Annotated in this window: 17 protein-coding genes; 16 read left to right on the forward strand and 1 reads right to left on the reverse strand. The window is 65.8% G+C overall.

What is annotated here, in order from left to right; genetic code table 11:
- Positions 1 to 15 precede the first annotated feature (15 nt).
- The 16 genes from fadA to K1X74_03615 all read left to right on the forward strand — a co-directional run bounded on the left by fadA (position 16) and on the right by K1X74_03615 (position 24,289).
- Positions 16 to 1,176: an acetyl-CoA C-acyltransferase FadA gene (fadA, locus tag K1X74_03540; protein MBX7165400.1), complete on the forward strand. Its 1,161-nt coding sequence runs from the start codon at positions 16 to 18 to the stop codon at positions 1,174 to 1,176.
- 224 nt (positions 1,177 to 1,400) lie between these two features.
- Positions 1,401 to 3,335, forward strand: a complete 1,935-nt coding sequence (locus tag K1X74_03545) for an acyl-CoA dehydrogenase family protein (protein ID MBX7165401.1) — start codon at positions 1,401 to 1,403, stop codon at positions 3,333 to 3,335.
- Positions 3,336 to 3,482: 147 nt separating this feature from the next.
- Complete coding sequence (locus K1X74_03550; protein ID MBX7165402.1) at positions 3,483 to 4,229, forward strand: electron transfer flavoprotein subunit beta/FixA family protein; 747 nt, start codon at positions 3,483 to 3,485, stop codon at positions 4,227 to 4,229.
- A gap of 484 nt (positions 4,230 to 4,713) precedes the next feature.
- Positions 4,714 to 5,277 (forward strand): electron transfer flavoprotein subunit alpha/FixB family protein, encoded by a 564-nt coding sequence (locus tag K1X74_03555; GenBank protein ID MBX7165403.1) that lies wholly within the window; start codon positions 4,714 to 4,716, stop codon positions 5,275 to 5,277.
- Positions 5,278 to 5,686: 409 nt separating this feature from the next.
- Positions 5,687 to 6,799, forward strand: coding sequence for a LysR family transcriptional regulator (locus K1X74_03560; protein MBX7165404.1), 1,113 nt, complete (start codon positions 5,687 to 5,689; stop codon positions 6,797 to 6,799).
- Positions 6,800 to 6,819: 20 nt separating this feature from the next.
- A complete protein-coding gene (gene gltB, locus K1X74_03565; protein ID MBX7165405.1) occupies positions 6,820 to 11,400 on the forward strand; it encodes a glutamate synthase large subunit in 4,581 nt (1,526 codons plus the stop codon).
- Positions 11,393 to 12,886: a glutamate synthase subunit beta gene (locus K1X74_03570; GenBank protein MBX7165406.1), complete on the forward strand. Its 1,494-nt coding sequence runs from the start codon at positions 11,393 to 11,395 to the stop codon at positions 12,884 to 12,886. The genes gltB and K1X74_03570 overlap by 8 nt, the downstream gene beginning before the upstream one ends.
- Positions 12,887 to 12,996: 110 nt before the next feature.
- On the forward strand, positions 12,997 to 14,232 hold the full coding sequence (locus K1X74_03575) for an LL-diaminopimelate aminotransferase (protein MBX7165407.1): 1,236 nt from the start codon (positions 12,997 to 12,999) through the stop codon (positions 14,230 to 14,232).
- Between the two features lie 14 nt (positions 14,233 to 14,246).
- Positions 14,247 to 16,088: a UbiD family decarboxylase gene (locus K1X74_03580; protein ID MBX7165408.1), complete on the forward strand. Its 1,842-nt coding sequence runs from the start codon at positions 14,247 to 14,249 to the stop codon at positions 16,086 to 16,088.
- Between the two features lie 4 nt (positions 16,089 to 16,092).
- Positions 16,093 to 17,244 carry a prepilin peptidase gene (locus K1X74_03585; protein ID MBX7165409.1) on the forward strand — a complete coding sequence of 384 codons (1,152 nt, stop codon included), beginning with the start codon at positions 16,093 to 16,095 and terminating at the stop codon, positions 17,242 to 17,244.
- A gap of 62 nt (positions 17,245 to 17,306) precedes the next feature.
- Complete coding sequence (locus K1X74_03590; GenBank protein MBX7165410.1) at positions 17,307 to 18,701, forward strand: MBL fold metallo-hydrolase; 1,395 nt, start codon at positions 17,307 to 17,309, stop codon at positions 18,699 to 18,701.
- On the forward strand, positions 18,698 to 19,579 hold the full coding sequence (locus K1X74_03595) for an LOG family protein (protein MBX7165411.1): 882 nt from the start codon (positions 18,698 to 18,700) through the stop codon (positions 19,577 to 19,579). The genes K1X74_03590 and K1X74_03595 overlap by 4 nt, the downstream gene beginning before the upstream one ends.
- Complete coding sequence (locus K1X74_03600) at positions 19,557 to 20,336, forward strand: SDR family oxidoreductase (protein MBX7165412.1); 780 nt, start codon at positions 19,557 to 19,559, stop codon at positions 20,334 to 20,336. The genes K1X74_03595 and K1X74_03600 overlap by 23 nt, the downstream gene beginning before the upstream one ends.
- 184 nt (positions 20,337 to 20,520) lie before the next feature.
- Complete coding sequence (locus K1X74_03605; GenBank protein MBX7165413.1) at positions 20,521 to 21,741, forward strand: TlpA family protein disulfide reductase; 1,221 nt, start codon at positions 20,521 to 20,523, stop codon at positions 21,739 to 21,741.
- A gap of 4 nt (positions 21,742 to 21,745) precedes the next feature.
- Positions 21,746 to 22,945 (forward strand): TlpA family protein disulfide reductase, encoded by a 1,200-nt coding sequence (locus tag K1X74_03610; protein MBX7165414.1) that lies wholly within the window; start codon positions 21,746 to 21,748, stop codon positions 22,943 to 22,945.
- Positions 22,946 to 23,158: 213 nt separating this feature from the next.
- Complete coding sequence (locus K1X74_03615) at positions 23,159 to 24,289, forward strand: CHAD domain-containing protein (GenBank protein MBX7165415.1); 1,131 nt, start codon at positions 23,159 to 23,161, stop codon at positions 24,287 to 24,289.
- Here K1X74_03615 and K1X74_03620 read toward each other — a convergent pair.
- Positions 24,286 to 24,738 carry a hypothetical protein gene (locus K1X74_03620; protein ID MBX7165416.1) on the reverse strand — a complete coding sequence of 151 codons (453 nt, stop codon included), beginning with the start codon at positions 24,736 to 24,738 and terminating at the stop codon, positions 24,286 to 24,288. The two genes, K1X74_03615 and K1X74_03620, sit on opposite strands and share 4 nt — an antisense overlap.
- Positions 24,739 to 24,969: the final 231 nt, after the last annotated feature.

The raw sequence follows: 24,969 nt of genomic DNA on the forward strand, positions 1-24,969 counted from the left end.
AAAGGAGTATTTGGCATGAAGACCCCCGTGATTGTCGGTTGCGTACGCACGGCCGTGGGCCGCGCGCATAAGGACAAGGGCGCGTTCCGCGACGTGCGTTCCGACGATCTGGCCGTGGCCTGCATCAAGGCGCTCGTCGAACGGACGGGCATCGATCCGCAGGAGGTCGAAGACGTCGTCCTGGGCAACACCCAGCAGACGGGCGAGCAAGGCATGAACGCGGCCCGGGCCATCGGCTTGATGGCCGGCTTGCCGATCGAATCGGCAGGAACGACGGTCAATCGCCTGTGCGGCTCGAGCCTGCAGGCACTCAATCAGGCCGCGCACTCGATCATGTCCGGTTTCGAAGACTGCCAGATCGTGGGCGGTTTCGAGCACATGAATCACATCCCGATGGATCAAGGCGCCGACCCGAACCCAAAGCTGTTCCACCGCACGTCGCTGGCGGCCTTGAACATGGGCTTCACGGCCGAGTTCCTGGCGATGACCGGTGGCATCACGCGGAAGGAGCAAGACGAGTTCGCGCTGCGTTCGCACCAGAAGGCGTCGGAGGCGCATCGCAAGGGCGAGTTCGAGCGCGAGATCGCGCCAGTCTACGGCCGCGACGAGGATGGCAACCGCACGCTGATTCGCCGTGATCAGTGCGTCCGGGACGACTGCAGCTACGACGGCCTGTCGGCGCTCAAGCCGGCCTTCATGCCGGGCATGGGAACCGTCACGGCCGGCAACAGCTCGCCGCTCAACGACGGCGCGGCGGCCATTCTGGTGATGAGCGAGGAGAAGGCCAAGTCGCTGGGGCTCAAGCCGCTGGTGCGCGTCCGGGCGACGGCCGTGGCGGGTGTCGATCCGGCGGTGATGGGCTCGGGGCCGGTTCCGGCTACGCACAAGGCGCTCAAGCGGGCCGGCTTGAAGCTGTCGGACATCGACGTGATCGAGCTGAACGAGGCGTTCGCCGCACAGGCGCTCTCCTGCATTCGGGCACTGGGGATGGATGAGGAGCGCGTCAACCTGCGCGGTGGCGCGGTGGCGATTGGACACCCCCTGGGCGCCAGCGGTGCACGGATCACGACGACACTGGTTCACAACATGATCGACCGCGGCGCTCGGCTCGGTCTGGCCACGATGTGCATCGGCATCGGCCAGGGCATCGCCACGATTTTCGAACGCTGCGATTGAAAGGAACTTGGCCTCGCGACGGAAAGGTCGCAGCTAGTTGCTGGCCGCGCAGGGCAGGACTACGATTGATCAGCGAAACAGGATGGATTAGCGAGACGGGCGGATTGCGCTCACTCAGGTGGGGTTTTTGCGGAAGCGTTTGCCGAAGCGGTTGTTGCCGCTTGCACCTATATTCGAACCAACCCGTTCTTGAACAAAGGTCGTGACGCATGAAGACCGACGCTATGGAGCTGGCCGAAAAATCCCAAGGTCAAAACGGAGTTGGCGCCCACCATGACGACACCAAAGAATCGTTCGCCGAAACGGCGCTGAAGCTCGGCGGTAAGAGTGCCGACGAGGCTCGGCGTACGGGCGCCATCGACAAGGCCGACGACCAGGTCGAGCACCTGTTCAAATTCCGCACGACGGCCAGCCCGATCCACCGCGCCGTCTGGGACCGCGAAGTGCCAGTCGATCTGTTCGTCAGCAAGCCGCCGCAAGTCCCCGATCGCGTGACCAAAGTGATGAACGACTCGTTAGACGTCGTCCGTCGCCATCGCGAAGCGAAGTCGCTCTACAACGCCGAAGGCAAGATCACCGAGCGCGTGCTCGGCGACCTGGGCCAGGTCGGCTACTGGGGTCTGCTGGTCGGTCCCGAGTACGGCGGGGCCGGGGCGCCGTTTGTCAGCTTTGCCTCGTTCCTGACCAAGATGTCGATGCTCGAAGGCACCGTGGCCGGCCTGGCCAGCGTGCACGGGTGCATCGGCGCCGTCGATCCGATTCGCACCTTCGGCTCGCCCGAGCAGAAGCAGAAGTATCTGCCGAAGCTGGCCAGCGGCGAACGGCTCAGCGCGTTTGCGCTGACGGAGCCGTGTGCCGGTTCGGACCTGACGAATCTGCGTACCACCGCCAAGCTGGAAGGCGATCGCTACGTGGTGAACGGCGAGAAGCTGTTCATCACCAACGTCACGCCCGGCCGCACGATCGGCCTGGTGTGCTTGATCGAGGGCAAGCCGGCGGTGCTGATCGCCGACCTGCCGGATGCCGAGAACGACAGCTTCCAACTGAAAAAGTACGGCCTGTACGCCATCCGTGGCGCCTACAACCGCGGCATCATCTTCAAGGACTTCCACGTTCCGGCCGAGAACCTGCTGAAGGTCAATCGCGGCGACGGGCTGACGATCGCCTATCACGGCCTGAACCTGGGCCGCGTGGCGTTGTGCGCCAATGCGTCGGGCCAGATGCGGTTGATGATGGCCAGCATGCTCCCCTGGGCCAAGTTCCGCGTGACCTACAGCCAGCCGATCTCGACGCGCGAGCTGGTGCAGCGCCGCTTGGGCCAGACGGCCGGCCTGGTCGTCGGCAGCGACGCCTTGGTCGAGTGGTGCGGCGGTTTGTTGGACGAAGGCTACCGCGGTGAAATGGAGTGCATCATCGCCAAGATCTTCGGCAGCGAATCGCAGAAGACCGCGGCGATCGAGTACTTCATGAAGACGCACGGCGGCCGCTCGTTCCTGCACGGCCACGTCTTCGGCGACAACGTGCACGAGTTCCTGGCTCCGTGCATCTACGAGGGCGAAGGCGAAATGCTCGGCATGGCCTTCTTCAAGTCGCTCGTCAAGGAGCACGGCGTCAAGTTCTTCGAGCCGATCGGCAAGGCCCTGCAAAAGCACGGCATCAAGAAGCCCAACCCGTTCAACCCGTCGCATGCCTTGGCCTTGGCGGGCCCGGGCAGCTCGTGGATGAAGTGGGTGGCCGGCCAGAAGCTGCGCAGCGCGCAGTACACGCTGCCGGCCATGCCCGAGAAGCTGAAGGCGCATGCCGAGTTTGCCTCCAACTTCCTGCAGCGGTCGCCTTACGAAATCAGCGTCGGTGCGATGTTCAAGCACCAGTTGGCGCTGGCCGACCGGCAGTGCCGGATGTCGGAGCTGTCGCAGCGCGTCCAGGACGCGACCGTGATCCTCTGCACCGCGCTGTATGCCAGCCGTCAGAGCGACGAGATCGTTCGCGACGCGGCCGACGTGCTCTGCCAGGACCTGACTCGTCGTCTCACCGGCGAACGTCCGTCGGATCAATACTTCCGCGCGGTCACCAAGCTTGGCGAGAAGATTGTCGACGGCGGCTTCAAGTCGATCGCCGGCGTGCAGACCGACGAAATCCTGATGGCCTACAACAAGTAACGTGCTCGCCCGCTCGCTTGTCGAGCGTAGGTGCGCACGGGTCACGATCCGACCGCGACGCCCGGGCCCAACCGACCCGGGCGTCGCTATTGACCCGCGTCAGATACCGCTGCGCCAGCCCCAACATCAACCTGCCGGGCCGAATTGATGAAAATCATTGCCACGATCAAGCGCACGCCACAGCGCGATACGCGGATGAAAATTGCCCAAGGCGGGGCGCTCGTCACGGATCAATTGCAGTTCGAGATCAACCCCTTCGACGAGCTGGCCGTCGAAGAGGCGCTCGTGATTCGCGACCGCGTGGGCGGCGAAGTGATTGCCCTGGGCGTGGGTCCCGAGGCCCTGCAAGAACAACTGGTCGCGGCGCTGGCCATGGGGGCCGATCGTTCGTTGCGCGTCGATTGCGCGCAGCCGCTCGATCCGCTGCAGACGGCCACGGCGCTCGCCGCTGCAATTCGGCGCGAGTCGCCCGACCTGGTGCTGATGGGCAAACTGGCGATCGACGCCGAGAACGGGCAGGTTCCGCTGATGCTGGCCGAGTTGCTGGATTGGCCGCACGCGTCGTTTGCCTCGAAGGTCGAACTTGATGCGGCCGGGAAATCGGCCCGGGTCACTTGCGAGATCGACGGCGGGCTCGAAACGGTCGAGGTCGACTTGCCGGCCGTGATCACGACCGACCTGCGACTGAATCAGCCCCGGTACGCCTCGCTGCCGGGCATCCTGAAGGCCAAGAAAAAACCCCAGGCCGTGGTGCCGTGGTCCGAAATCGGCGCGGTGCCCGCCGACGGCTACCGGGTCACCGGCTACCGCACGTTGCCGGCGCGCCAAAAGGGCGAACTGGTCGAAAGTCCCGAGGCCTTGGCCGAGGTGCTCATGGCCAAGGGGCTGATCTGACCTCGCAAAACCGTAGTCTCACCACGCGCGCGAACAGCGCAACTTCAACTCAGGGCTCATCGCCATGTCCGACGTCTTGGCCATCGTCTTTGTTTCCGGGGGGCGTCTGACGCGCAGCGACGAGGCCGCGATCGGCTTTGGTCACGCCGCGGCCAAAGCTGCCGGCGAGGCTTGCGACGTGCTCTTGCTCGGCACGGGCGCCAAGGCGCTGGCCCCACGGGTCGCCGAGCACGACGTCCGCAAAGTCTGGGTGGCGGAACATGCCGACTTGGATTCGGGCACCGGCGAGGCGCGGGCCCGGGCGATTGTGGCAGTGGCCGAGCAGCGCTATCGGCTGGTCTGCGCGGCTTCGGCCACGGCGACGCGCGATTGCTTGCCGCGCGTGGCCGCGCGGCTGGGTGCTCCGATGGCCTCGGACGTGCTCGAGATTCGCGGCGCCGATGCCGGTGCCCTGCGTTTCACCAAGCCGTCGTTTTCGGGCAACCTGCTGGCTGAGGTCGAGCTGACGGCCCCGGTCGCCGTGGCGACTTGTCGTGCGTCGGCGTTCGAGGCGTGCGGCGAAGGCGGCGCCCCGGCCGAAATTGCCGACGCCCCGCTGCCCGAGCGCTTGGCCCATCCGCGCAAGCGTTTTGCCGGAGTGCACAAGACGGAACTGACGCGCCCGGAGCTGACCGAGGCCGATATCGTCGTCTCGGGTGGCCGTGGTACGAAAGGCGCCGAGGGCTTCAAGCTGCTCGAAGAGCTGGCCGACCTGCTGGGTGCCGCGGTGGGTGCGAGCCGGGCCGTGGTCGACGCCGGATGGATGCCCAACGATTTTCAGGTCGGCCAAACGGGCAAGGTGATCGCCCCGAAGCTCTACCTCTGCGCGGGCCTGAGCGGGGCCATCCAGCACCTCGCCGGCATGCGTAACTCGAAAACCATCGTGGCCATCAATAAGGACGCCGGCGCGCCCATCTTTGAGGTGGCCGATTACGGCCTCGTCGCCGACCTGTTCGATGCGGTTCCCCGGCTCACCGCCGCGATCCGCGCGGCCCGTCAGCCCGCCTAGCCGGTGAACATCTGGGCCGCGGGCGAACATCCGGGCCGCGCCCGGTGTCGTGAGGGGGCTACCGTCGCCAGCATTGCCCTGGCTGATGTCGTCCGACCGCACTATCGGGGCGATTGATCGTCGCTCGCTGGTGCTCGCGGCCAGGAGCAGGCCAGCACTGCCGGTCGGCGACTCTAGCGCAACCCTAGATCGGCATTGAGTTTACTGCCTGCGTAAACTGGGTGGTTCGGCACGCTCTGGGCGGTTGTTTCGGCAGCCAAAACACGCGGTCACTCCTGCTTGACGAAGCGTCAAAGGACTTTTACCCTATGTTGTTCATTTCAGATGTTGCGACGACGCGATATTTGAAATCGTAATTATCGCGTCGACTCCTTTTTGTGCCGGTTTCGTCCCTGGTTTGGGCTGCGCCGTGAAGTTCTCGAATCTCAAGATCTTCTGCGACATCGTGCGCCTGGAGAGCTTTTCCAAGGCTGCCAGCGAGAACGGCATTTCGCAGTCGGGCGCCAGCCAGGTCGTGCTCCAATTGGAGGAGCATCTGGGCGTGCGGCTGATCGACCGCTCGAAGCGGCCGTTCGTGCTGACGCTCGAGGGTGAGGTGTTCTACGACGGCTGCCGCAGCCTGGTCGACCGCTATGCGGCACTCGAAGATCGCGTGCGCACGCTGCACGACGAAGTCGCTGGAAGGCTGCGCGTGGCGTCGATCTACTCGGTCGGCCTGCACCACATGAACCGGCACCTGTTCGAGTTCATGAGCCGCTATCCGCGGGCCAATGTACGGCTCGAATACCTGCACCCGCACCGCGTCTACGAGAGCGTCGAGAACGACAAGACCGACCTGGGGCTGGTGAGCTATCCCAAGTCGTCGCGGACGATTCAGGCATTGCCTTGGCGCGAAGAGCCGATGGTGCTGGTCTGTGCCCCGGGGCATGCCCTGGCGAGCAAGGCGCGCATCGACCTGGCCGATCTGGCCGGGCAACGCATGGTCGGCTTCGAGACGGGGCTGACGATTCGCCGCGAGATCGACCGGCTGCTGCACGTCCGCGGGGTCGAAGTCGAGATGGCGATGGAATTCGACAATATCGAAACGATCAAGCGCGCCGTCGAGATCGATGCCGGCGTGGCCTTGTTGCCTGCGCCGACGGTGGTTCGCGAGATCGAGACCGGCACGCTACGGGGCATCGCGCTGGCCACCGACGAGCTGGTCCGGCCGCTGGGCATCATCTATCGCCGCGGCCGCGAGCTGAGCAGCACGGCCCAACGATTCATCGAGCTGCTGCAACAGGAAGAAGGGGCTGTCGGACAGGCGGATAAGGTGCCGGTCGCTACGGGCTATCCCGGCGCGAACGGCGAGGATCACGGTCCCGGGTGTGCACCTGCGCCGGAACTCGCGGTCGAGGCCGCGGCCGGCTACGGCACCACGGGGGCCCGTGCTAACGGCACAGCCGGTCACGGTCCGGCCGACAACGGCCAGTCGCCCAACGGTCACGCCAAAAAGAAACGTCCGCAGATGTCGCGGAACTGAATCCCGACCAGGTAATTGCCATGCCAGAGAGAAAGCGACCGCTCCGTCCCCGCGCGCAAGGTTTGTACGACCCGGCGAATGAACGCGACGCCTGTGGCGTCGGTTTCGTGGTCGACATTCATGGCCGCAAGAGCCACGACATTGTCCGCCAGGGGCTCGAGATTCTCGAGAACCTCACCCACCGCGGCGCATGCGGCTGCGATCCGCTCACGGGCGACGGTGCGGGGATTCTCACGCAGATCCCGCACGAGTTTTTCGCCGCCCGCTGTCGCGAGCTGCGACTCGACCTGCCGGGGCCGGGCGAGTACGGCGCCGGGTTGGTGTTCCTGCCGCCCGAGGCGGACGAACGCGCCGTTTGCGAACGGCTGCTCGAGCAGTGCATTGCTGAAGAAGGTCAGCGCTTGATCGGTTGGCGCGATGTGCCGGTCGACAATCGGGACATCGGCCGGACGGCGCGCGAGGTCGAGCCGTTCATCCGCCAGGTGTTCGTGGGCCGTGGCCCCGAGACCGCGCCTGACATGTTCGAGTGGAAGCTGTACGTGATCCGCAAGCGGGCCGAGATCGCGGTCCGCGCCAGCGAGCTCGAGGAGAAAGAGTTCTTCTATCTGCCGAGCCTGTCGTCGCGGGTGATGATCTACAAGGGCCTGCTGTTGGCCTACCAGGTCGACCGCTTCTACAAGGACTTGAGCGAGCCCGATTTTGCGTCGGCCCTGGCGCTGGTTCACCAGCGTTACAGCACCAATACGTTCCCCACCTGGGACCTGGCGCACCCGTTCCGGTTCTTGGCGCACAACGGCGAGATCAACACGCTGCGCGGCAACGTCAATTGGATGTATGCCCGCCAGAGCATGCTCGACAGCGAAAAGTACGGCGCCGACCTGAAGAAGATCTTCCCGATCTGCACGCCCAGCGCCAGCGACTCGGCGATTCTCGACAACGTGCTCGAATTGCTCGTGATGACCGGCCGGCCGTTGGCCGAGGCGGTGTCGATGCTCATTCCCGAGCCGTGGGCGGGCCACGAGAGCATGTCGGACGCGAAGAAGGCCTACTACGAATACCAGGCCTGCTTGATGGAGCCCTGGGACGGCCCGGCCTCGATCGCCTTTACCGACGGCACCTGCATCGGTGCAATCCTGGATCGCAATGGTTTGCGCCCGAGCCGGTACTGGGTCACCAAGGGCGGCCGCGTGGTCATGGCGTCCGAGGCCGGTGTGCTCGATATTCCGCCCAGCGAGGTGGAATCCAAGGGCCGTCTGCGTCCGGGCCGCATGTTCCTGATCGACACGGCCCAGGGCCGGATCATCGCCGACAGCGAGCTCAAGCAGCAGTTGGCCGCCCGCAAGCCCTATCGCGAGTGGCTCCAGGCGCACCAGTGGACGCTCGACCGTTTGCCCGAGCCCGCCGAACTCAACGGCCAGCCGGCCAACGGCCAATCCGGTCCCGAACTGCTCGCCTTGCAGCGGACGTTCGGCTACACGTACGAGGACTTGCGGATCGTCATGCATCCGATGGCGGTCGACGGCGCCGAGGCCATCGGCTCGATGGGCAACGACGCGCCGCTGGCGGTGCTCTCCGACCGGCCGCAGCTGCTCTACAACTATTTCAAGCAGCTCTTTGCCCAGGTGACCAATCCGCCGCTCGATGCGATTCGCGAGGAGCTGGTCACCTCGCTGGTGACGACGATCGGCTCGGAAGGCAATCTGCTCGACGAACAGCCGGAGCAGTGCGGCCTGTTGCGGCTCGAGACGCCGATCTTGGCCGACCGTGACCTGGCCAAGATTCGCGCGCTCGACTCGGGCCGTTTGCGCGCACGCACGTTTTCGACGCTCTTTCCGCGCAGCGCAGGGGCCGAGGGGATGCGCGCCCGGATCGCGGCGCTGCAGGCCGAGTGCTCGGCGGCGCTGGCCGCAGGCGCGACGCTGTTGGTGCTCTCGGATCGTGGCGTCAGCGCCGACCAAGTGCCGATTCCCGTGTTGCTGGCGGTGTCGGCCGTGCATCATCACCTGATTCGCGAGGGTACGCGGACGCGCTGCGGCCTGATCGTCGAAACCGGCGAGGCCCGCGAGGTCCAGCACTTTGCCCTGCTCACCGCCTATGGGGCCGGTGCCGTGAACCCGTACCTGGCCCTGGCTACGTTGCGCGACATGCGCGAACAAGGCCTGGTGCCCGAGGAGTACACCGTCGCCAAGCTGGAAAAGAACTACATCAAGGCCTGCAACAAGGGCCTGCTGAAGGTCATGTCGAAGATGGGCATCTCGACCCAGCAAAGCTACCGTGGGGCGCAGATCTTCGAAGCGATCGGCCTCAACCGCGGCTTCATCGACGAGTACTTCGCCTGGACCGCCAGCCGCATCTCGGGCATTGGGCTGGAAGAAGTGGCCGAGGAGTCGCTGCGCCGTCACGAGCACGCATATCCGCGGACCGCGGTGCCGCAGGTGTTGGGGTTGGACGTGGGCGGACAATATCAATGGCGCCGCAAGGGCGAGGCGCACGTCATGAACCCCGACGTCGTGGCCCGGCTGCAACACGCCACGCAACTCAACAGCCGCGAGGAGTTCCGCAAGTATTGCGAAGGCATCGACCAGCAGCAGCGCAAGCTGCTCACGCTACGGGGGCTGTTGCAGTTCAAGTCGGCCGACAAGCCGTTGCCGCTCGACCAGGTTGAGCCGGCCAGCGAGATCGTCAAGCGGTTCGCCACCGGGGCGATGTCGTATGGCTCGATCTCCAAGGAAGCCCACGAGACGCTGGCCATCGCCATGAATCGGCTCGGCGGCAAGAGCAACACCGGCGAAGGCGGCGAAGACCCGGTGCGGTATCTCCCCGACGACAACGGCGATTTCCGCTCCAGCGCGATCAAGCAGGTGGCCAGCGGACGCTTCGGCGTGACCAGTGAATACCTGGTCAACGCCAAGGAACTGCAGATCAAGATGGCCCAGGGTGCCAAGCCCGGCGAAGGCGGTCAGTTGCCCGGCCACAAGGTCGATCGCGAGATTGCCCGTATCCGGCACAGCACGCCGGGCGTGGGCCTGATTTCACCGCCGCCCCACCACGATATTTACTCGATCGAGGATCTCGCCCAACTGATCCACGACTTGAAAAACGCCAACCGCGATGCACGGATCAGCGTGAAGCTCGTGGCCGAGGTGGGCGTGGGCACCGTCGCGGCCGGCGTGGCCAAGGGCAAGGCCGACGTCGTGCTGATCTCGGGCCACGACGGCGGCACCGGTGCCAGCCCGCAGACCTCGATCAAGCACGCCGGCATCCCCTGGGAGCTGGGCCTCGCCGAGACGCACCAGGTGCTGGTGCTCAACGACCTGCGGAGCCGGATCGTCGTGCAGACCGACGGCATGATTCGCACGCCGCGCGACGTGGTGATCGCCACGCTGCTCGGCGCCGAAGAATACGGCATCGCCACGGCCGCCCTGGTCGTGATGGGCTGCATCATGATGCGCAAGTGCCACTTGAACACCTGTCCCGTAGGGATCGCCACGCAGGACCCGGCCTTGCGCAAGCTGTTCCGCGGCAAGCCGGAATGGGTCGTGAATTACTTCCTGCTGGTGGCCGAGGGCGTGCGCGAGATCATGGCCGAACTCGGCTTCCGCACGATCAACGAGATGGTCGGCCGCGTCGACCGGCTCGATACCCGCGAGGCGATCGATCATTGGAAGGCCCGGGGCCTCGATTTTTCGACGATGCTGCACAAGCCGGACGTGCCGGCGCGCGTGATGACTTACTGCTGCCAGTCGCAGGATCACGGCATCGAGGATTCTCTCGATATGAAGGTGCTGCTCGACTTGTGCCGGCCGGCGCTGGAACACGGCACGCCGGTCAAGGTCGACATGGCCATCCGCAATACGCAGCGGACCCTCGGCACGATCCTGTCGAGCGAGGTCACGCGGCATTTCGGCGCCAACGGCCTGCCGCCCGACACGATTCAGCTCAACTTCCACGGCACCGGCGGCCAGAGTTTGCTGGCGTTCGGCGCTCCCGGCATTACGGTCCGCGTCGAAGGCGACGTGAATGATTACTGCGGCAAGGGGCTCTCGGGCGGCAAGATCATCGTGCGCCCGCCGCGCGAATCGACCTTCGTGCCGGAGGAGAACATCATCGCCGGTAACGTGGTCTTGTATGGGGCCACGGCGGGTGAGGTCTATTTGCGGGGTATCGCCGGCGAGCGGTTCTGCGTGCGTAATAGCGGCGCGTCGGCCGTGGTCGAAGGGGTCGGCGATCATGGCTGCGAATACATGACCGGCGGCTACGCGGTGATCCTCGGGCCGACGGGGCGCAACTTTGCCGCCGGGATGAGCGGGGGCATCGCCTACGTGCTCGACGAATTCGGCACGTTCCCGCCGCAGGTGAATCGCGAAATGGTCGAACTGGAAGAGTTGAGCGAACCGGAAGATCTCGAGCGCGTGCACCGGCTCGTGCGGCGGCACGTCGAATTCACGGAGAGTACCCGTGGGCAATACGTGCTCGACAACTGGGAGCGACTGGTGAAGAAGTTCGTCAAGGTGATGCCGATCGACTACAAGCGCGCCCTGGCCATCATGGCGCGCGAGCGCGAGTTGGGCACCGAGCTGGCGGAGGTGGGCCATGGGTGACGTTCGCGGGTTCATGAAGTTCGAGCGCAAGACGTACAAGGACGAGCCGGTCTCGAACCGTTTGCAGCACTACAAGGAATTCCTGCAAGTGCTGCCGGCCGAAGAGATCGCGCTACAAGGCGCCCGGTGCATGGACTGCGGGGTGCCCTTCTGCCACACGGGCTGCCCGCTGGGCAACATCATTCCAGACTGGAATGACCTGGTGTTTCGCGGTCGCTGGCGCGAGGCGCTCGCCACGCTCCATGCGACGAACAACTTTCCCGAGTTCACGGGCCGCATTTGCCCGGCTCCCTGCGAGTCGGCCTGCGTGCTGGGGATCAATGCCGACCCGGTGACGATCAAGCAGATCGAAATGTCGATCGCCGATCGCGGCTTCGATGAGGGCTGGATCGTACCGGAGCCGCCGCTGACGCGGACCGGCAAGCGCGTCGCGGTGATTGGCAGCGGGCCGGCCGGTCTGGCGGCGGCGCAACAACTGAACCGTGCCGGCCACCAGGTCACGGTCTTCGAACGCGACGACCGTCCCGGCGGATTGCTGATGTACGGCATTCCCGACTTCAAGCTGGAAAAATGGCGCGTGGCGCGGCGCGTGCGTCAGCTCGAGGACGAGGGGGTCGAATTTCGCTGCAACGCAAACGTCGGCGTGAACGTATCGAGCGCCGAATTGAAAAGCGAATTCGACGCCATTCTGCTGACCATCGGCTCCACTCAGCCGCGCGATCTGAAGGTGCCTGGACGGGAACTCAAGGGCGTGCATTTCGCCATGGAGTTCCTGCCCCAGCAAAACAAACGCAACCAGGGCGACACGATCGCCGACGACGTGGCCATTCTCGCCACGGGCAAGGATGTGCTCGTGATCGGCGGCGGCGACACCGGCAGCGATTGCACAGGCACCTCGAACCGTCAGCACGCGAAGAGTGTCACGCAGTTCGAGCTGCTCGACAAGCCGCCGGACCTGGGCAAGTATCCGCGTGCCCATGAACGGCCGCAGGCCACGCCTTGGCCGTATTGGCCGATGATGCTGCGCACCAGCAGCTCGCACGAAGAGGGTTGCGACCGTCACTGGAGCATCTTGACCAAGGAGTTCCTGGGCGACGAATCGGGCCAGGTGAAGGGGCTGAAGACGGTGAGCGTCGAGTGGGTGCCCGACGCCAATGGGCGCCCGTCGTTGCGCGAAGTGCCCGGCACCGAAAAGGTGTGGAACTCTCAGTTGGTGCTGCTGGCGATGGGCTTCTTGGGGCCGGAGCGGCAGGGCCCAGTCGCCGAGTTGGGCTTGGAGGTCGATGCGCGGGGCAATATTGCCTGCGACGGCGACTATCAGACCAGCGTGCCCGGCGTCTTCGCGGCGGGCGATTCGCGGCGCGGCCAGTCGCTGGTCGTGTGGGCGATTCACGAAGGACGCGAGGCTGCCCGCTCGGTCGACAAGTTTTTGATGGGTGTGACGCATCTGCCGAGCATCCACGCGGGCGATTTTGCCGCTCGGTAGCTTGTCGGCTCGCGACCGGATGTCTATGGTCACTCAGACTCCCGGCACGGCGTCGGGGGCGCGAGGCGGCGGGTGACCGAATGGCCGGGGGCCGGTGAAGCAGCGAGAACATGGACGATCCTTATTTTCAGACCTTGTTTGCCGACCGCATCGGCGGGGCGGGCTACGGCAAGGGCACCGAGATCTACAAGTTCGAGAAGATCAAGCGCGCCAAGCGCAAGGCCCTGGCCGAGCACCCTGAGCGGGCGTTGATCGATTTCGGCATCGGCGAAAACGACGTACCCGCCGCCGACAAGGTCCGCGCGTCCCTGGCCCACGAAGTACACCGCACCGAGAACCGCGGCTATGCCGACAACGGCATCGCCGAGTTCAAGGAGGCCGCGGCGCGGTTCATGAAGCGGCGCTTCGGCGTCGACATCGACCCGGTTACCGAGGTCAATCACGCCATCGGCTCGAAGCCCGCCTTGGCCATGTTGCCCGCGGCGTTTATCAATCCGGGCGACGTGACGTTGATGACCGTGCCGGGCTACCCCGTCGCCGGCACGCACACGCGCTACTACGGCGGCGAGGTCCATCGGCTGCCGCTGTTGGCTCAGAACGATTTCTTTCCCGATCTCGACGCGATTCCGCCGGACGTCGCGCTGCGAGCCAAGCTGCTGGTGATCAACTACCCCAATAGCCCGACGGGGAAGCTGGCGACGCGAGCGTTTTACGAGCGCGTGATCGACTTCGCGCAGCGCAACCAGGTGGTCGTCGTGCAGGACGCGGCCCATGCGATGCTGAGTTACGACGGTGAGCCGACCAGCTTTCTGCAGGTTCCCGGCGCCAAGGAAGTCGGCGTCGAAGTGCACAGCCTGTCGAAGGGCTGGAACATGATCGGCTGGCGCATCGGCTTTGTCTGCGGTCACGAGCGAATTGTCCGTGCGTTCGCCGATATCAAGGACAACAGCGACTCGGGCCAGTTCATGGCCATCCAGCGGGCCGCCTGCGTGGCGCTCGACGACGACGACATCCCGCGCCAGACCAAGGTGAAGTATGCCCGCCGGCTGCAGAAGCTCGTCGAGACCTTGCAGCGCTGCGGCTTCGATTGCCGGATGCCGGGCGGGACCTACTTTCTGTACACGCTGGCGCCGCGCGGCATCGCCGGCGGGCCGAGGTTCGAGACGGCCGAGGCGGCTAGCCAGTACCTGATCACCGAACATTCGATCTGCACGGTGCCCTGGGACGACGCCGGCGCGTTCCTGCGGTTCTCGGTCACCTATGAAGCTGCGGACGAGGCGGCCGAAGATCGGTTGATGCAGTTGACCGAACAACGTTTGCGGCAGATTCGCCCAGAATTCTCCTGAAGCCAGGCCGCGCCATGGGCTATCGCTCGCTACGGGCGTGCGTCGACGACCTGGCCGCCACGGGCCGCCTGGTGCGGATCGACGACGAGATCGATCCCCGGCTCGAAGCCGCCGAGATTCAGCGCCGCGTCTACCAGGCCGGCGGTCCTGCGATCTTGTTCAACCGGCTGCGCGGTTGCCGTTTTCCGGCGGTCAGCAATCTGTTCGGCACCCGCGAGCGCACGCACTTTATCTTTCGCGATACGCTCGGCCGGGTCCGCAAGCTGGTCCAGTTGAAGATCGATCCCGCCCAAGCGGCCAAAGCGCCCTGGCGGCACGCCGGCGCCCTCCGCGCCGCATGGCACATGCTGCCGCGCAGCACGCGTCGCGGGCCGGTACTCGAGTGCGAGACGACGCTCGCCGAGTTGCCGCCGATCGTCGCCTGGCCGCGTGATGGCGGGCCGTTCATCACGCTGCCGCAGGTGTACACCGAGGATCCTGACCAGCCGGGCTGGCAACGTTCGAACCTGGGCATGTATCGCATTCAGCTGGCCGGCAACCGTTACGAGGCGAACCGCGAAGTCGGACTGCATTATCAGATTCACCGCGGCATCGGCGTGCATCATGCCGCGGCCGTGCGGCGCGGCGAGCGCCTGCCGGTGAGCGTGTTCGTCGGCGGTCCGCCGGCCATGACCGTGGCCGCCGTGATGCCGCTGCCCGAGGGCCTTTCCGAACTGTCGTTCGCCGGCGCGCTGGCCGGGCGGTCGATTCGCCTGGTGCGCAGCCCGGGCGAAGCGGCGATCGCGGCGGATGCCGACTTTTGCCTGACCGGCTACATCGATCCCCAGCGGACCCTGCCCGAGGGTCCGTTCGGCGATCACCTGGGTTATTACAGCCTGGTGCACGAGTTCCCGGTGATGCGCGTGCACAGAGTCTATCACCGCCGCGACGCGGTTTGGCCCTTCACCGTCGTTGGCCGCCCGCCGCAGGAAGACACGAGTTTTGGCGAGTTGATCCACGAGATCACCGGGCCGGTGATTCCCACGGTCATCGCCGGCGTACGGGCCGTCAACGCAGTCGACGCGGCCGGCGTCCACCCGCTGCTGTTGGCGATCGGCAGCGAGCGCTATGTGCCGTATCACCGTCCGCCGCGGCCGCAGGAACTGCTCACGCAGGCCAACGCGATCCTGGGCCAGGGCCAGATGTCGCTGGCCAAGTACCTGTTGATCGTCGCCGGCGACGACGACCCGCGGCTCGACATCCACGATCTGCCCGCGTTCTTCTCGCACTTGCTGCGGCGGATCGATTGGCGCCGCGACGTACATTTTCAGACCCGCACGACGATCGACACGCTCGATTATTCGGGCAGCGGTTTCAACGAAGGCTCGAAGGTCGTGTGGGCCGCCGCGGGTCCGGTGGTGCGCGAGCTGCCTGGTTCGATCGTGGGCGACTTGCGTCTGCCCGAAGGATTTGCGCGTCCGCGCGTGTGCCTGCCCGGTGTCTTGGCCGTCGAGGCGCCGCGGTTTGCGGTCGCCGCCCCCGGCAGCGACGCTGCGGCGGCCAGGTTTACGGCGCATGTTCGCGACGACGATGCGATTCAGCAGTTTCCGCTGGTGGTGCTGGTCGACGACAGCGAGTTTACGGCGCGGACCGTCAGCAACTTTCTCTGGGTCACCTTCACGCGCAGCAATCCGGCCGCGGACATCGCCGGCTGCGGCGAATTCGTCGAACAGAAACACTGGGGTTGTCGCGGCCCGTTGGTGATCGATGCGCGCATCAAACCGCATCATGCGCCGCCCCTGGTCGAAGATCCGGCCGTGACGGCGCGCGTCGATCAATTGGCGGCCCGGGGTGGGCCTTTGCACGGGATTCTCTAAGCGCATGACGCCCCCTACCCCGCCGCTCGATCCGGACGTCCAAGGGGCGCTGCAGCGCGCGCGGCGCGTATTGATCGTCGAAATCGTCGTTGCCATCGGTGCCATCGCCCTGCTGCTGACGTTGCACGCCGCGCGGTTGTATCGCCAGGAGGTGCTCTGGCCGTGGAACACCGTGACCGGCAGCATCGTGACGACCGTGTGGTTGTTCTGCCTGGGCGCGTCGATCGGTAGCTTTTTGAACGTGGTCGTTCACCGCTGGCCCGCGGGCAAGAGCATCGTGCATCCGCCGTCGCATTGCCCGGTATGCGGCAATCGAATTCGCGGGCGCGACAACGTGCCGGTTCTGGGTTGGCTGTGGTTGGGCGGCCGGTGCCGCGATTGCGGCTGCGCGATCGCGGCGCGGTATCCCACGATCGAGCTCTGGACGGGCTGCATGTTCGTCGTCGTGGCGCAGGCAAACTTGGGCTACCTGGCACCGTGGACCGACGCGATCTGGTTCGACTCGCTGTTGCGCGGGCCTTTGCCGCGGTTCTTGAGCCTCGAACGAGAGGCGTATTGGGCGCTGTTCGTCGTCGGGGCGACGGCCTGGTGCGCGCTGTTGGCCGCCGGGCTGATGCGTCGCGACGGTCGACAGGTGGATGCCCGCGTCTGGCTGGCCGGCGGCCTGGGCATTGGCATAGGTTACGCCTGGCTGCAAAAGGTGCTGGTGCACACGAAGGCGGCGGCCGAGTTTTTCGATCCTACGCTGATGCTGATCCTGGCGCTGTGCGCGCTCGCGGCGATCTTTGCGCGATTGCGCTGGCAGGGCGAGCCGTTGGTGAGTGTGTGGCTCGTGGCGACCGTCGCCCTGGGGTGGCCCGGCGGTGCGCTGATCGTGGCGGCCGGCGCGGCGAGCTACTGCCTGGCGACGGGGCTCATGGCGCCGCGCGGTCGAAGCGCGCGGCCCTGGCTCGAGCACGTCGTCTTTTGGTACGGCGCCTATCTCCTCGTGAAGCTGCCGCCCGCCTGGTTCGCGCAATCCCAACGCGACGTGTGGACGGCGCTGCTGGTGTTGACCTGCCTGATCGCCGCGGCCGCGTGCCTGATGCTCGCCGGCTGGCTGCGTCCCGCGGCACCGGCTGCTTTGGGGGAGACGGCCATCGCCGAGGGTGGTTAAACTTGAACGGCCGCCCGCGGGGGTCGCGAGAGCGGTGCGCCACGCATCCGCGTTGAAACGACATGCCCCGACTTACCTTTCACGGCGCCGCCGAGACGGTCACCGGATCGAAGTATCTGCTCGAGGCCGGCCGCTCGTCCGTGCTGTTCGATTGCGGCATGTTTCAGGGACTCAAGCAGCTCCGGCTGCTGAACTGGAACCATTGGCCTTTCCCGCCCGATGCGCTCGACTCGGTCGTGCTCACGCATGCCCACGTCGATCACGTCGGCATGCTGCCCCGGCTGGTGCGGCAGGGTTTCCGGGGGCCGATCTATTGCACGCCGGCCACCAGCGAGCTGGCCGAGCTGATCCTGTTCGACACGGCCAAGCTGCAAGAAGACGACGCGGAGTATGCCAACCGCAAGGGCTATTCGAAACACAAACCGGCGTTGCCTTTGTTCACGGGCAACGACGTGCAGAAGACGCTCAAGCTGATGCAGCCGGTCGAGCGCAACGGCTGGTTCAAGGTGGCCGAAGAAATCTGGTGCCGCTATCACGACATCGGCCACCTGCTGGGGTCGTGCTCGATCGAGGTGGAGATTCGCAACGGCACCCGGCCGCTCCGGCTGATGTTTTCCGGCGACGTGGGGCGATACAACGCGCCGCTCTATCACGATCCCGCGCCCCCGGCGCCGTGCGACTACCTGGTTTGCGAAAGCACCTACGGTGACCGCGATCATCCGCCCGACGATCTGCTCGATTCGCTCACGCAGGTGGTGGTCGACGCGATTCGCCGCGGCGGCGTGATGCTGGTCGCGGCGTTTGCCGTGGGGCGCGCCCAGCAGCTCGTCTATCTGCTGAACGTGCTTGCCGAGCGAAATCGCATTCCCGTGCTGCCGATCTTCATCGACAGCCCGATGGCGGTCGACGCCACGGAGATCTACACGCGCTATCGCCGGGAGCACGACCTGAGCGAGCTGGAGCTCGAGCCCACGCACTGCGCGCTCCGCGGCCGCAACATCCACTTTGCCCGTACGGCCGCCGAGTCGAAGGAGATCAACAGTGTGCCGGGGCCGGCCGTGATCATCTCTTCGTCGGGAATGATGTCGGGTGGGCGCATCCTGCATCACTTGCGGCAGCGATTGCCCGAGCCGCGCAACACGATCGTGCTCGGCGGATTCCAGGCGGAGGGTACGCGCGGCCGGGCGCTCAAAGAGGGCGCCAAGTATCTGCGGATGCACGGCATGGACGTGCCGGTACGGGCACAGGTCGCCGAAATCTCGGGGCTTTCCGGTCACGCGGGCCGCAGCGAGCTGCTGCGCTGGCTGAGCGCGATCCCGGCGCCGCGGCGCACGTTCCTGACCCACGGCGAAAAACAGGCCTCGCTGAATCTGGCCGAAGAGTTGCGCCGCAGCCGGGGCTGGAACGTCACCGTGCCGCGAATGGGCGAAAGCGTCGAGCTGGAGGCCTCGCCATGAGTGCCGCGGAAGAGGCCAACCTGCGAGCGATTCTCGCGTCGGGCAGCTACCAACTGGCCGAGCGCGACGTGAATTTTCTCGCGCGGTCCGAGCTGCGGCCCGTGCGGATGCAGCTCGAGCTGCTCAAGCCTGAGATGACCTTCGGCGAACAGGGCATCCGCTCGACGATCGTGGTGTTCGGCAGCACGCAAATCGTCGAGCGCCCGGCGGCCGAGCGTCGCCTCGCCGCGGCCCGGGCGGCAAGCCATGCCCAACCGCACGATCAGTCGCTGAGCCGCGAAGTCAGGCGGAGCGAACAGCTTCTCGAGCGTTCGCGCTACTACGACGCGGCCCGGGAATTTTCCCGGCTGGTTTCGACGGTCTGCCAGACCAACGGCGATTGCGATTTTGTCGTCGTCACCGGGGGCGGGCCAGGCATCATGGAAGCCGCGAACCGGGGCGCATTCGACGTCGGCGCCAAGTCGGTCGGCCTGAACATCACGTTGCCGGCCGAACAATTGCCGAACCCCTACATCACACCCCAGCTTTGCTTTCAGTTTCACTACTTCGCGCTGCGCAAGCTGCACTTTCTGCTGCGGGCACGAGCGCTGGTCGTGTTCCCAGGGGGCTTCGGCACGATCGACGAGCTGTTCGACGCCCTGACGCTGCGGCAAACGCGGCGGATGCAGCGAATTCCGATCATCCTGTTTGGCCGCGAATACTGGTCGCGGGTCATCGATTTTCAGTTCCTGGCCGACGCCGGCGCGGTCGCCGACGAACATCTGGAGCTGATTACCTACGCCGAATCTCCGCAAGAGGCCTGGGACGCGATCGTCCGTTTTCACGGCCCCTCGCTCGGCCAGGAACACGACACGCATGCCGCGCGCAAACCCGAGTAACCCGGAGCGGGCCGCGGCGCCGGTGGCGCTGGTCACCGGCTCGGGCAAGCGCCGCGTGGGGAACTGCGTGGTCCGCGACCTGGCGGCGCGCGGTTACCGCGTCGTCGTCCATGCCAACACTTCGCTGCCCGATGCACAGGCTACGGCCGCCGACATCGTGGCCGGCGGCGGGATCGCCATCGCGTTGGCAGCCGAATTGAGCGACGAACGGCAGGTTGAGCGCCTCGTCACCCAGACGCTCGGCGCGTTCGGCCGGATCGACGTGCTGGTAAACACGGCCGCGGTGTGGGTACCGCGCCGGCTCGAAGACACCACGGCCGAGGACGTCCGCCGGCAGTTCGAGGTCAACACGCTCGGTACGTTCCTCTGCTGCCAGCGCGCGGGATTGGCCATGGTGGCGCAGCCGACCGGAGGCGTGATCGTCAACGTGGGTGACTGGGCCGTCGTGCGGCCGTATCTGGACTACGCCGCTTATTTCGCGTCGAAAGGCGCGATCGAAACGCTGACCCGGACGTTTGCCGTCGAGTTGGGGACGCGCAATCCCCGCGTGCGCGTCAACGCCGTCCTGCCCGGACCGGTGATGCTGCCCGACGATATGCCGGAGGCCGAACGCGCCGCAGTCATTGCCGCCACGGTCGTGAAGCGCGAGGGCCGCCCGGAGCACGTCGCCTCGGCCGTGTTCCAGTTGATCGAGAACGATTTTCTGACCGGCGTGGCGCTGCCCGTCGATGGCGGCCGCAGCATTTTTGCGCCGTAAAACGCCGCCAGGGTGCCGGCTGGAGGGCCGCCCCCCTTGCGCTGGCTACCACGGCGCCGGGCTTGACTTGCCTTGCGGCAACAGGCCGGGATAGGCTTTATCGGTCGCGCTGGTGTTTCGCGGCGGTCCGTTTTGCGCTGGCGCTCGGCTTGAAATCCCTTCCACACGAAAGTCGGCAACGCACATGTTGAGGTTGAGCCCGATCGACGAAGCGAAGCGGCCGATGGTCGCAATGATCTTGTTGTTGCTGGCCCCGGCCGCGTGGACCGTGACGGCCATGGCCCAGGAGGAGCCAGCCGCGCAGCAGGAACCGGCCGCGCCGGCCGAACCCGCCGTCGATCCTCTGGCTGTTCCTGAGAACGCGTCGGTTGAAGAATTGCTGGCGTTCTTGCAGCGGTTGGAAGGTGAGGAGCCGCAAGGCACGACGCGTGCTGAAAAGATCAAGCACTTCACCAAGATCTTGCAGGCGATGGTGGCCACGAGCGACAAGATCCTCGAGCTGACCATGGAACGCGAGCCGCGATCCACGGCGGCGCGGACCAAGCTGGCGGCGCTCAAGTTGCTCAAGCGCATCTATCCGACCGACAAGTCGAACAACTTGCTCGAATTCGCCCGGTCGCTGGCCAACGACCCGGATCCCGAGCTGGCCGCCGAAGCGGAGATGGTACTGATCGCCGACAAGGCGATGTCGATTGCCGACGGCGACGATGCGGCAGCGCGCAGCGGCCTGGCCGACATCGCCGCGTATATCCAGAAGTCCAAGGAGATCGACGAACGCCACGTCGGCCTGGCGCGCAAGACGGCCGAGATTCTCGAAGACGCCGGCAAGCTCGAACTGGCCGCCGAGGCCTACGAGATGTTTGCCAAGATTCTCGCCGCGAGCGACAACCCCGAGGTCCGCAGCTATTCACAGAAGCTCGCCGGCGCGGCCCGCAAGGCCACGCTGATCGGCAAGCCGCTGGAACTGACCGGCACGAAATTCGATGGCGGCGAGTTCGATTGGGCGTCGTACAAAGGCAAGGTCGTGCTCATCGACTTCTGGGCGACGTGGTGCGGACCATGTCGGGCCGAGCTGCCCAACGTGCTGGAGCAGTACGCCAAGTATCACGACAAAGGGTTCGAGGTCGTGGGGATCAGCCTCGACGAGGAACGCGGCGAACTCGAGGCCTTTTTGAAGGAAAACGAACTCCCCTGGGTGACGTTGTTCAGCGACGACCCGATGGCCACCGGTTGGGATCATCCGCTGGCCACGTATTACGGCATCTTCGGTATCCCGGCGACGATGCTCGTCGATCAGAAGGGCAACGTCGTGTCGCTTTCGGCCCGCGGGCCCGAGCTGGCAGAACAGCTTGAGAAGCTCTTGGGACCCGTCGAAGACACCGACACCGCAGGCGGCAATGACTAGCCCATTGCGACGTCGCCGATATGAAACGTCCGCAGTCTGGCCGCGGCAAACTCCGCTCAGGCTGCGCCTGATCGCGGCGATCGCCGTCCCGTTTGCGCTGTTGTTGGCGCTGCCGCTGGTGGCCGAGGATCCACCGGCGAAGAATCCCTACCTGGCGCCTGCCGAGTTGTCGGGCCTGCGCCTGGTCGATTTCCTGGAGCGCATGCACACGCGCCCGGCATCGATCCGGCGTCGTCCTGGCTATACCGCGGCCGTCGACAACGCGGTCGAGCGCTTGCTCGCCGAACAACCCGGCGACAAGTTGCGCGCGCGGGCCCGAGCGATTCAACTCGAGGCCTGGCATTTTTCCGCCAGTGGAGGCGACACGCAGGCCGACGCCCGCTTGTTGGAACTGGCCACGGCATTGCAGACCGATCCTGCACCGGACGTTGCCCGATTGGCCAAGCGGTTGGTGCTGGAAGGTCGGGCCTTGGCGCTGACGGCCGAACAAGTGGCCGGGGCCGAGGCCTTGTTGGCTGAAATTCGCCAGGCGCTGACCGCTGCCGCCGCGGCGGGCGAACCGCTCGACGAGCGATTTTTGCGGCTCGCCTCGGCGATCAGTCACGTGGTGAACTTGATTCCCGACGACGCGCTTGCCGGCAAGCTGCTGCAGGAGTTCGGCGAGACGTTTGCCGCGAGCAAGGAAAAAATCGTGGCCCGCACGGGGCGCAACATGAAATTTGCGGCCGGACAACCGCGGCCTGGCAGCGCCCCGGCCGCCGATTTGAAGGACCAGGTGCTGGAAATCGCCGGCAAGACGGTCGACGGGCTCGATTTCGATTGGGCTTCGTATCGCGGCCACGTCGTGCTCGTGGATTTTTGGGCGACCTGGTGTGGGCCCTGCGTGGCCGAGCTGCCCAAGGTGCAGGCGCTTTACGAGCAGTACCACGCGCAGGGCTTTGACGTGGTGGGGATCAGCCTGGATCGCGACCGGGAAGACCTCGAGGCGTTCCTGGCCGAGCGTCGGCTGGCCTGGGTCACGCTGTTCGAAGACGGCGTCGAACGGCATCCCCTGGCGGAAAAATATGGAGTTCGCGCAATTCCCACGGCCATTCTCGTCGATCGCGACGGCAAGGTGATCAGCCAACAGGCCCGGGGTGACGAACTCGCGCGGCTGCTGGGCGAGATTTTTGGGTCAGGCGGCCCCCCGCCCACCGCGCCCTGACCCCCCTGGCTACGGGTCGCCAAAATGTCCGGCTCATGGACTCCTAGGGTGGCAGGCGTCATATTCTTCTAACGCTGGCCTAGCCGACCCCAGGGGAAGCAGGGGTCATGGCCGGCCACTTCTTCGCTGAGATTGGGCTGACACGGAGGCGTCGCCGCGCGACTGAGGCCCTTGGTGTTGGCTGGGGAGGTCGGCAGAGGAAGCTGGTGACCGATGGCTCGCAGGGGAAAATGGTTGAGCGGGGTTTCGCCCCAGATGCCCGCCAGCGAGGCGGCGCGCCTGGGGCTCGAATCGCGCCTGCACCTGGTCTGGCGCTATCTGCCCCTGGCGGCGCAGCGGGCCGACGAAGATCTCGAGTATGTGCATCAATTGCGCGTCGCCTCGCGGCGCGCCGTAGCAGCGCTGGAATGTTTTGCCGAGTTTGCGCCGCCGCGTGGCCTGCAGAAGCTGGCCCGGGACGTCAAGAGAATCCGCAAGGCGGCCGGCGCCGCGCGAGATGCCGATGTGTTGCTGGATCACTTGCGCGAACGGTCGCGCCAGGTGGGCGACAACTCGTGGAAGCCGGTCATCGAAATCGTCCTCCAGCGGCGCCACAAGGCCCAGCGCCCGATCGAAAAGGTGTACCAGCGGCTGGCCGAGAGACGCTTCGGCCGGAAGATCGAACGGTTCTTGCATAAGGTGCATTTTCGGCCGTCGGCCGATGCCGCCAGGACCACGGCCGGCAATGGGTCAGCAGGGGTAGCGAAAGCGCGGAACGGCGAAGCATCGAACGGCAAGCACGGCGTTCACGTCGAGCCCACGCGGGAACCGTCCTTCGGGCAATTTGCCCTGACGAGCTTGAGCCGCGCGGTCGAGGTGTTTTTTGCCGCCGGGCAGGCCGACCTGCATGACATCGCCGCGCTACACGAGTTCCGGATTCGCGGCAAAGCGCTGCGGTATTCGATCGAACTGTTCGCGGGGGCTTTTCCGCCGGTGCTCCGCGAACAGTTGTACCCGTTCGTCGAGGAGATGCAGGAGCGCTTGGGCGATGTCAACGACCATGCGGCCGCGATCACCACGTTTACGGATCTCAAGACCGATGCCGCGGCGCGCGCCGGCGAACTGATCGACCGGCTGCTCATCGAGCGTCGTGCTGCGCTGACCGAGGCCCACACGCGGTTTCTCGAATGGTGGGCGGCCGATCGTGCCGCCGAGTTGCGGGCACGGTTCGACGACTTGCTGGCGGGCTCCGGCGGTGAACGCACAGCCGCCGCCCTGTCCGTGCCGACCGCCGCGCCGGCGCAGGGCGTCCAGCCAGCACCGGAAGCCGCGCTCGAATCGGTCGTCCCGCCCCGGCGTAGCTAGGTTGCCAGTTCGGTGTTGGGGGCCAGCGGCGACGGCAAGCAGCTCAAGAAGCGGCCACCGCTCTCATACCAGCCGTGCCGGGTAAAGCGGCACCAGCCGAGGTCGAGCAGAAAGCCGAGCCATTGGCCGCTGGGCGTTTGCAGCGAGGCAATCACGCGGCGATAGGCGATCGGGTACGGGTGGAAGAAGCCCAATCCCGATTCGGACAGGTGTTTGCCCGACACCACAAGCGGTTCGTCGACCGGGGTACGGCCGTCGGGACCAACCGGGTGAAGCGTGATCAATTGCGGGTAGGGATAGCGCTGATCGCGCCTGCGCTCGACGGCCGCGGTCTGCGGATACAGGCCCGTCAACAGCCGCAGGGCTTGCGCCCGGACCGATTCACTGGGGCCCGGCGGCGCCAGCGAAGAGGGGCTATTGGCAAAAGCATCCAGCGCGACAGTGGACATGCGAACTTCTCCAGCGAAACCGCAATCCCAGACACCGCCCGGCGCCGAGCGGTTCGGCAATCCGCGACGGAATCGTGCCGGCACGAAAGGGCAATCAAGTGAGGGAAATGGGCTCCCCCCGCAGGGTAGCCGTGCTTCTAACCGAACGGTCGAGCCATCAGACCGATGGCAGTTGACGGACAAGCGGCCCCGCAAAGAGGACCAATGAATCCCTAGCTTAGAAAAGGGCCA

The sequence above is a fragment of the Pirellulales bacterium genome, assembly GCA_019694435.1.
Taxonomy (GTDB): domain Bacteria; phylum Planctomycetota; class Planctomycetia; order Pirellulales; family JAEUIK01; genus JAIBBZ01.

What these genes read in the sequence shown, in the direction of transcription:
- fadA (MBX7165400.1), top strand. Translation starts at nt 16, where the DNA reads ATGAAGACCCCCGTGATTGTCGGTTGCGTACGCACGGCCGTGGGCCGC.
- K1X74_03545 (MBX7165401.1), top strand. Translation starts at nt 1,401, where the DNA reads ATGGAGCTGGCCGAAAAATCCCAAGGTCAAAACGGAGTTGGCGCCCAC.
- K1X74_03550 (MBX7165402.1), top strand. Translation starts at nt 3,483, where the DNA reads ATGAAAATCATTGCCACGATCAAGCGCACGCCACAGCGCGATACGCGG.
- gltB (MBX7165405.1), top strand. Translation starts at nt 6,820, where the DNA reads ATGCCAGAGAGAAAGCGACCGCTCCGTCCCCGCGCGCAAGGTTTGTAC.
- K1X74_03570 (MBX7165406.1), top strand. Translation starts at nt 11,393, where the DNA reads ATGGGTGACGTTCGCGGGTTCATGAAGTTCGAGCGCAAGACGTACAAG.
- K1X74_03575 (MBX7165407.1), top strand. Translation starts at nt 12,997, where the DNA reads ATGGACGATCCTTATTTTCAGACCTTGTTTGCCGACCGCATCGGCGGG.
- K1X74_03580 (MBX7165408.1), top strand. Translation starts at nt 14,247, where the DNA reads ATGGGCTATCGCTCGCTACGGGCGTGCGTCGACGACCTGGCCGCCACG.
- K1X74_03585 (MBX7165409.1), top strand. Translation starts at nt 16,093, where the DNA reads ATGACGCCCCCTACCCCGCCGCTCGATCCGGACGTCCAAGGGGCGCTG.
- K1X74_03590 (MBX7165410.1), top strand. Translation starts at nt 17,307, where the DNA reads ATGCCCCGACTTACCTTTCACGGCGCCGCCGAGACGGTCACCGGATCG.
- K1X74_03595 (MBX7165411.1), top strand. Translation starts at nt 18,698, where the DNA reads ATGAGTGCCGCGGAAGAGGCCAACCTGCGAGCGATTCTCGCGTCGGGC.
- K1X74_03600 (MBX7165412.1), top strand. Translation starts at nt 19,557, where the DNA reads ATGCCGCGCGCAAACCCGAGTAACCCGGAGCGGGCCGCGGCGCCGGTG.
- K1X74_03605 (MBX7165413.1), top strand. Translation starts at nt 20,521, where the DNA reads ATGTTGAGGTTGAGCCCGATCGACGAAGCGAAGCGGCCGATGGTCGCA.
- K1X74_03615 (MBX7165415.1), top strand. Translation starts at nt 23,159, where the DNA reads ATGGCTCGCAGGGGAAAATGGTTGAGCGGGGTTTCGCCCCAGATGCCC.
- K1X74_03620 (MBX7165416.1), bottom strand. Translation starts at nt 24,738, where the DNA reads ATGTCCACTGTCGCGCTGGATGCTTTTGCCAATAGCCCCTCTTCGCTG.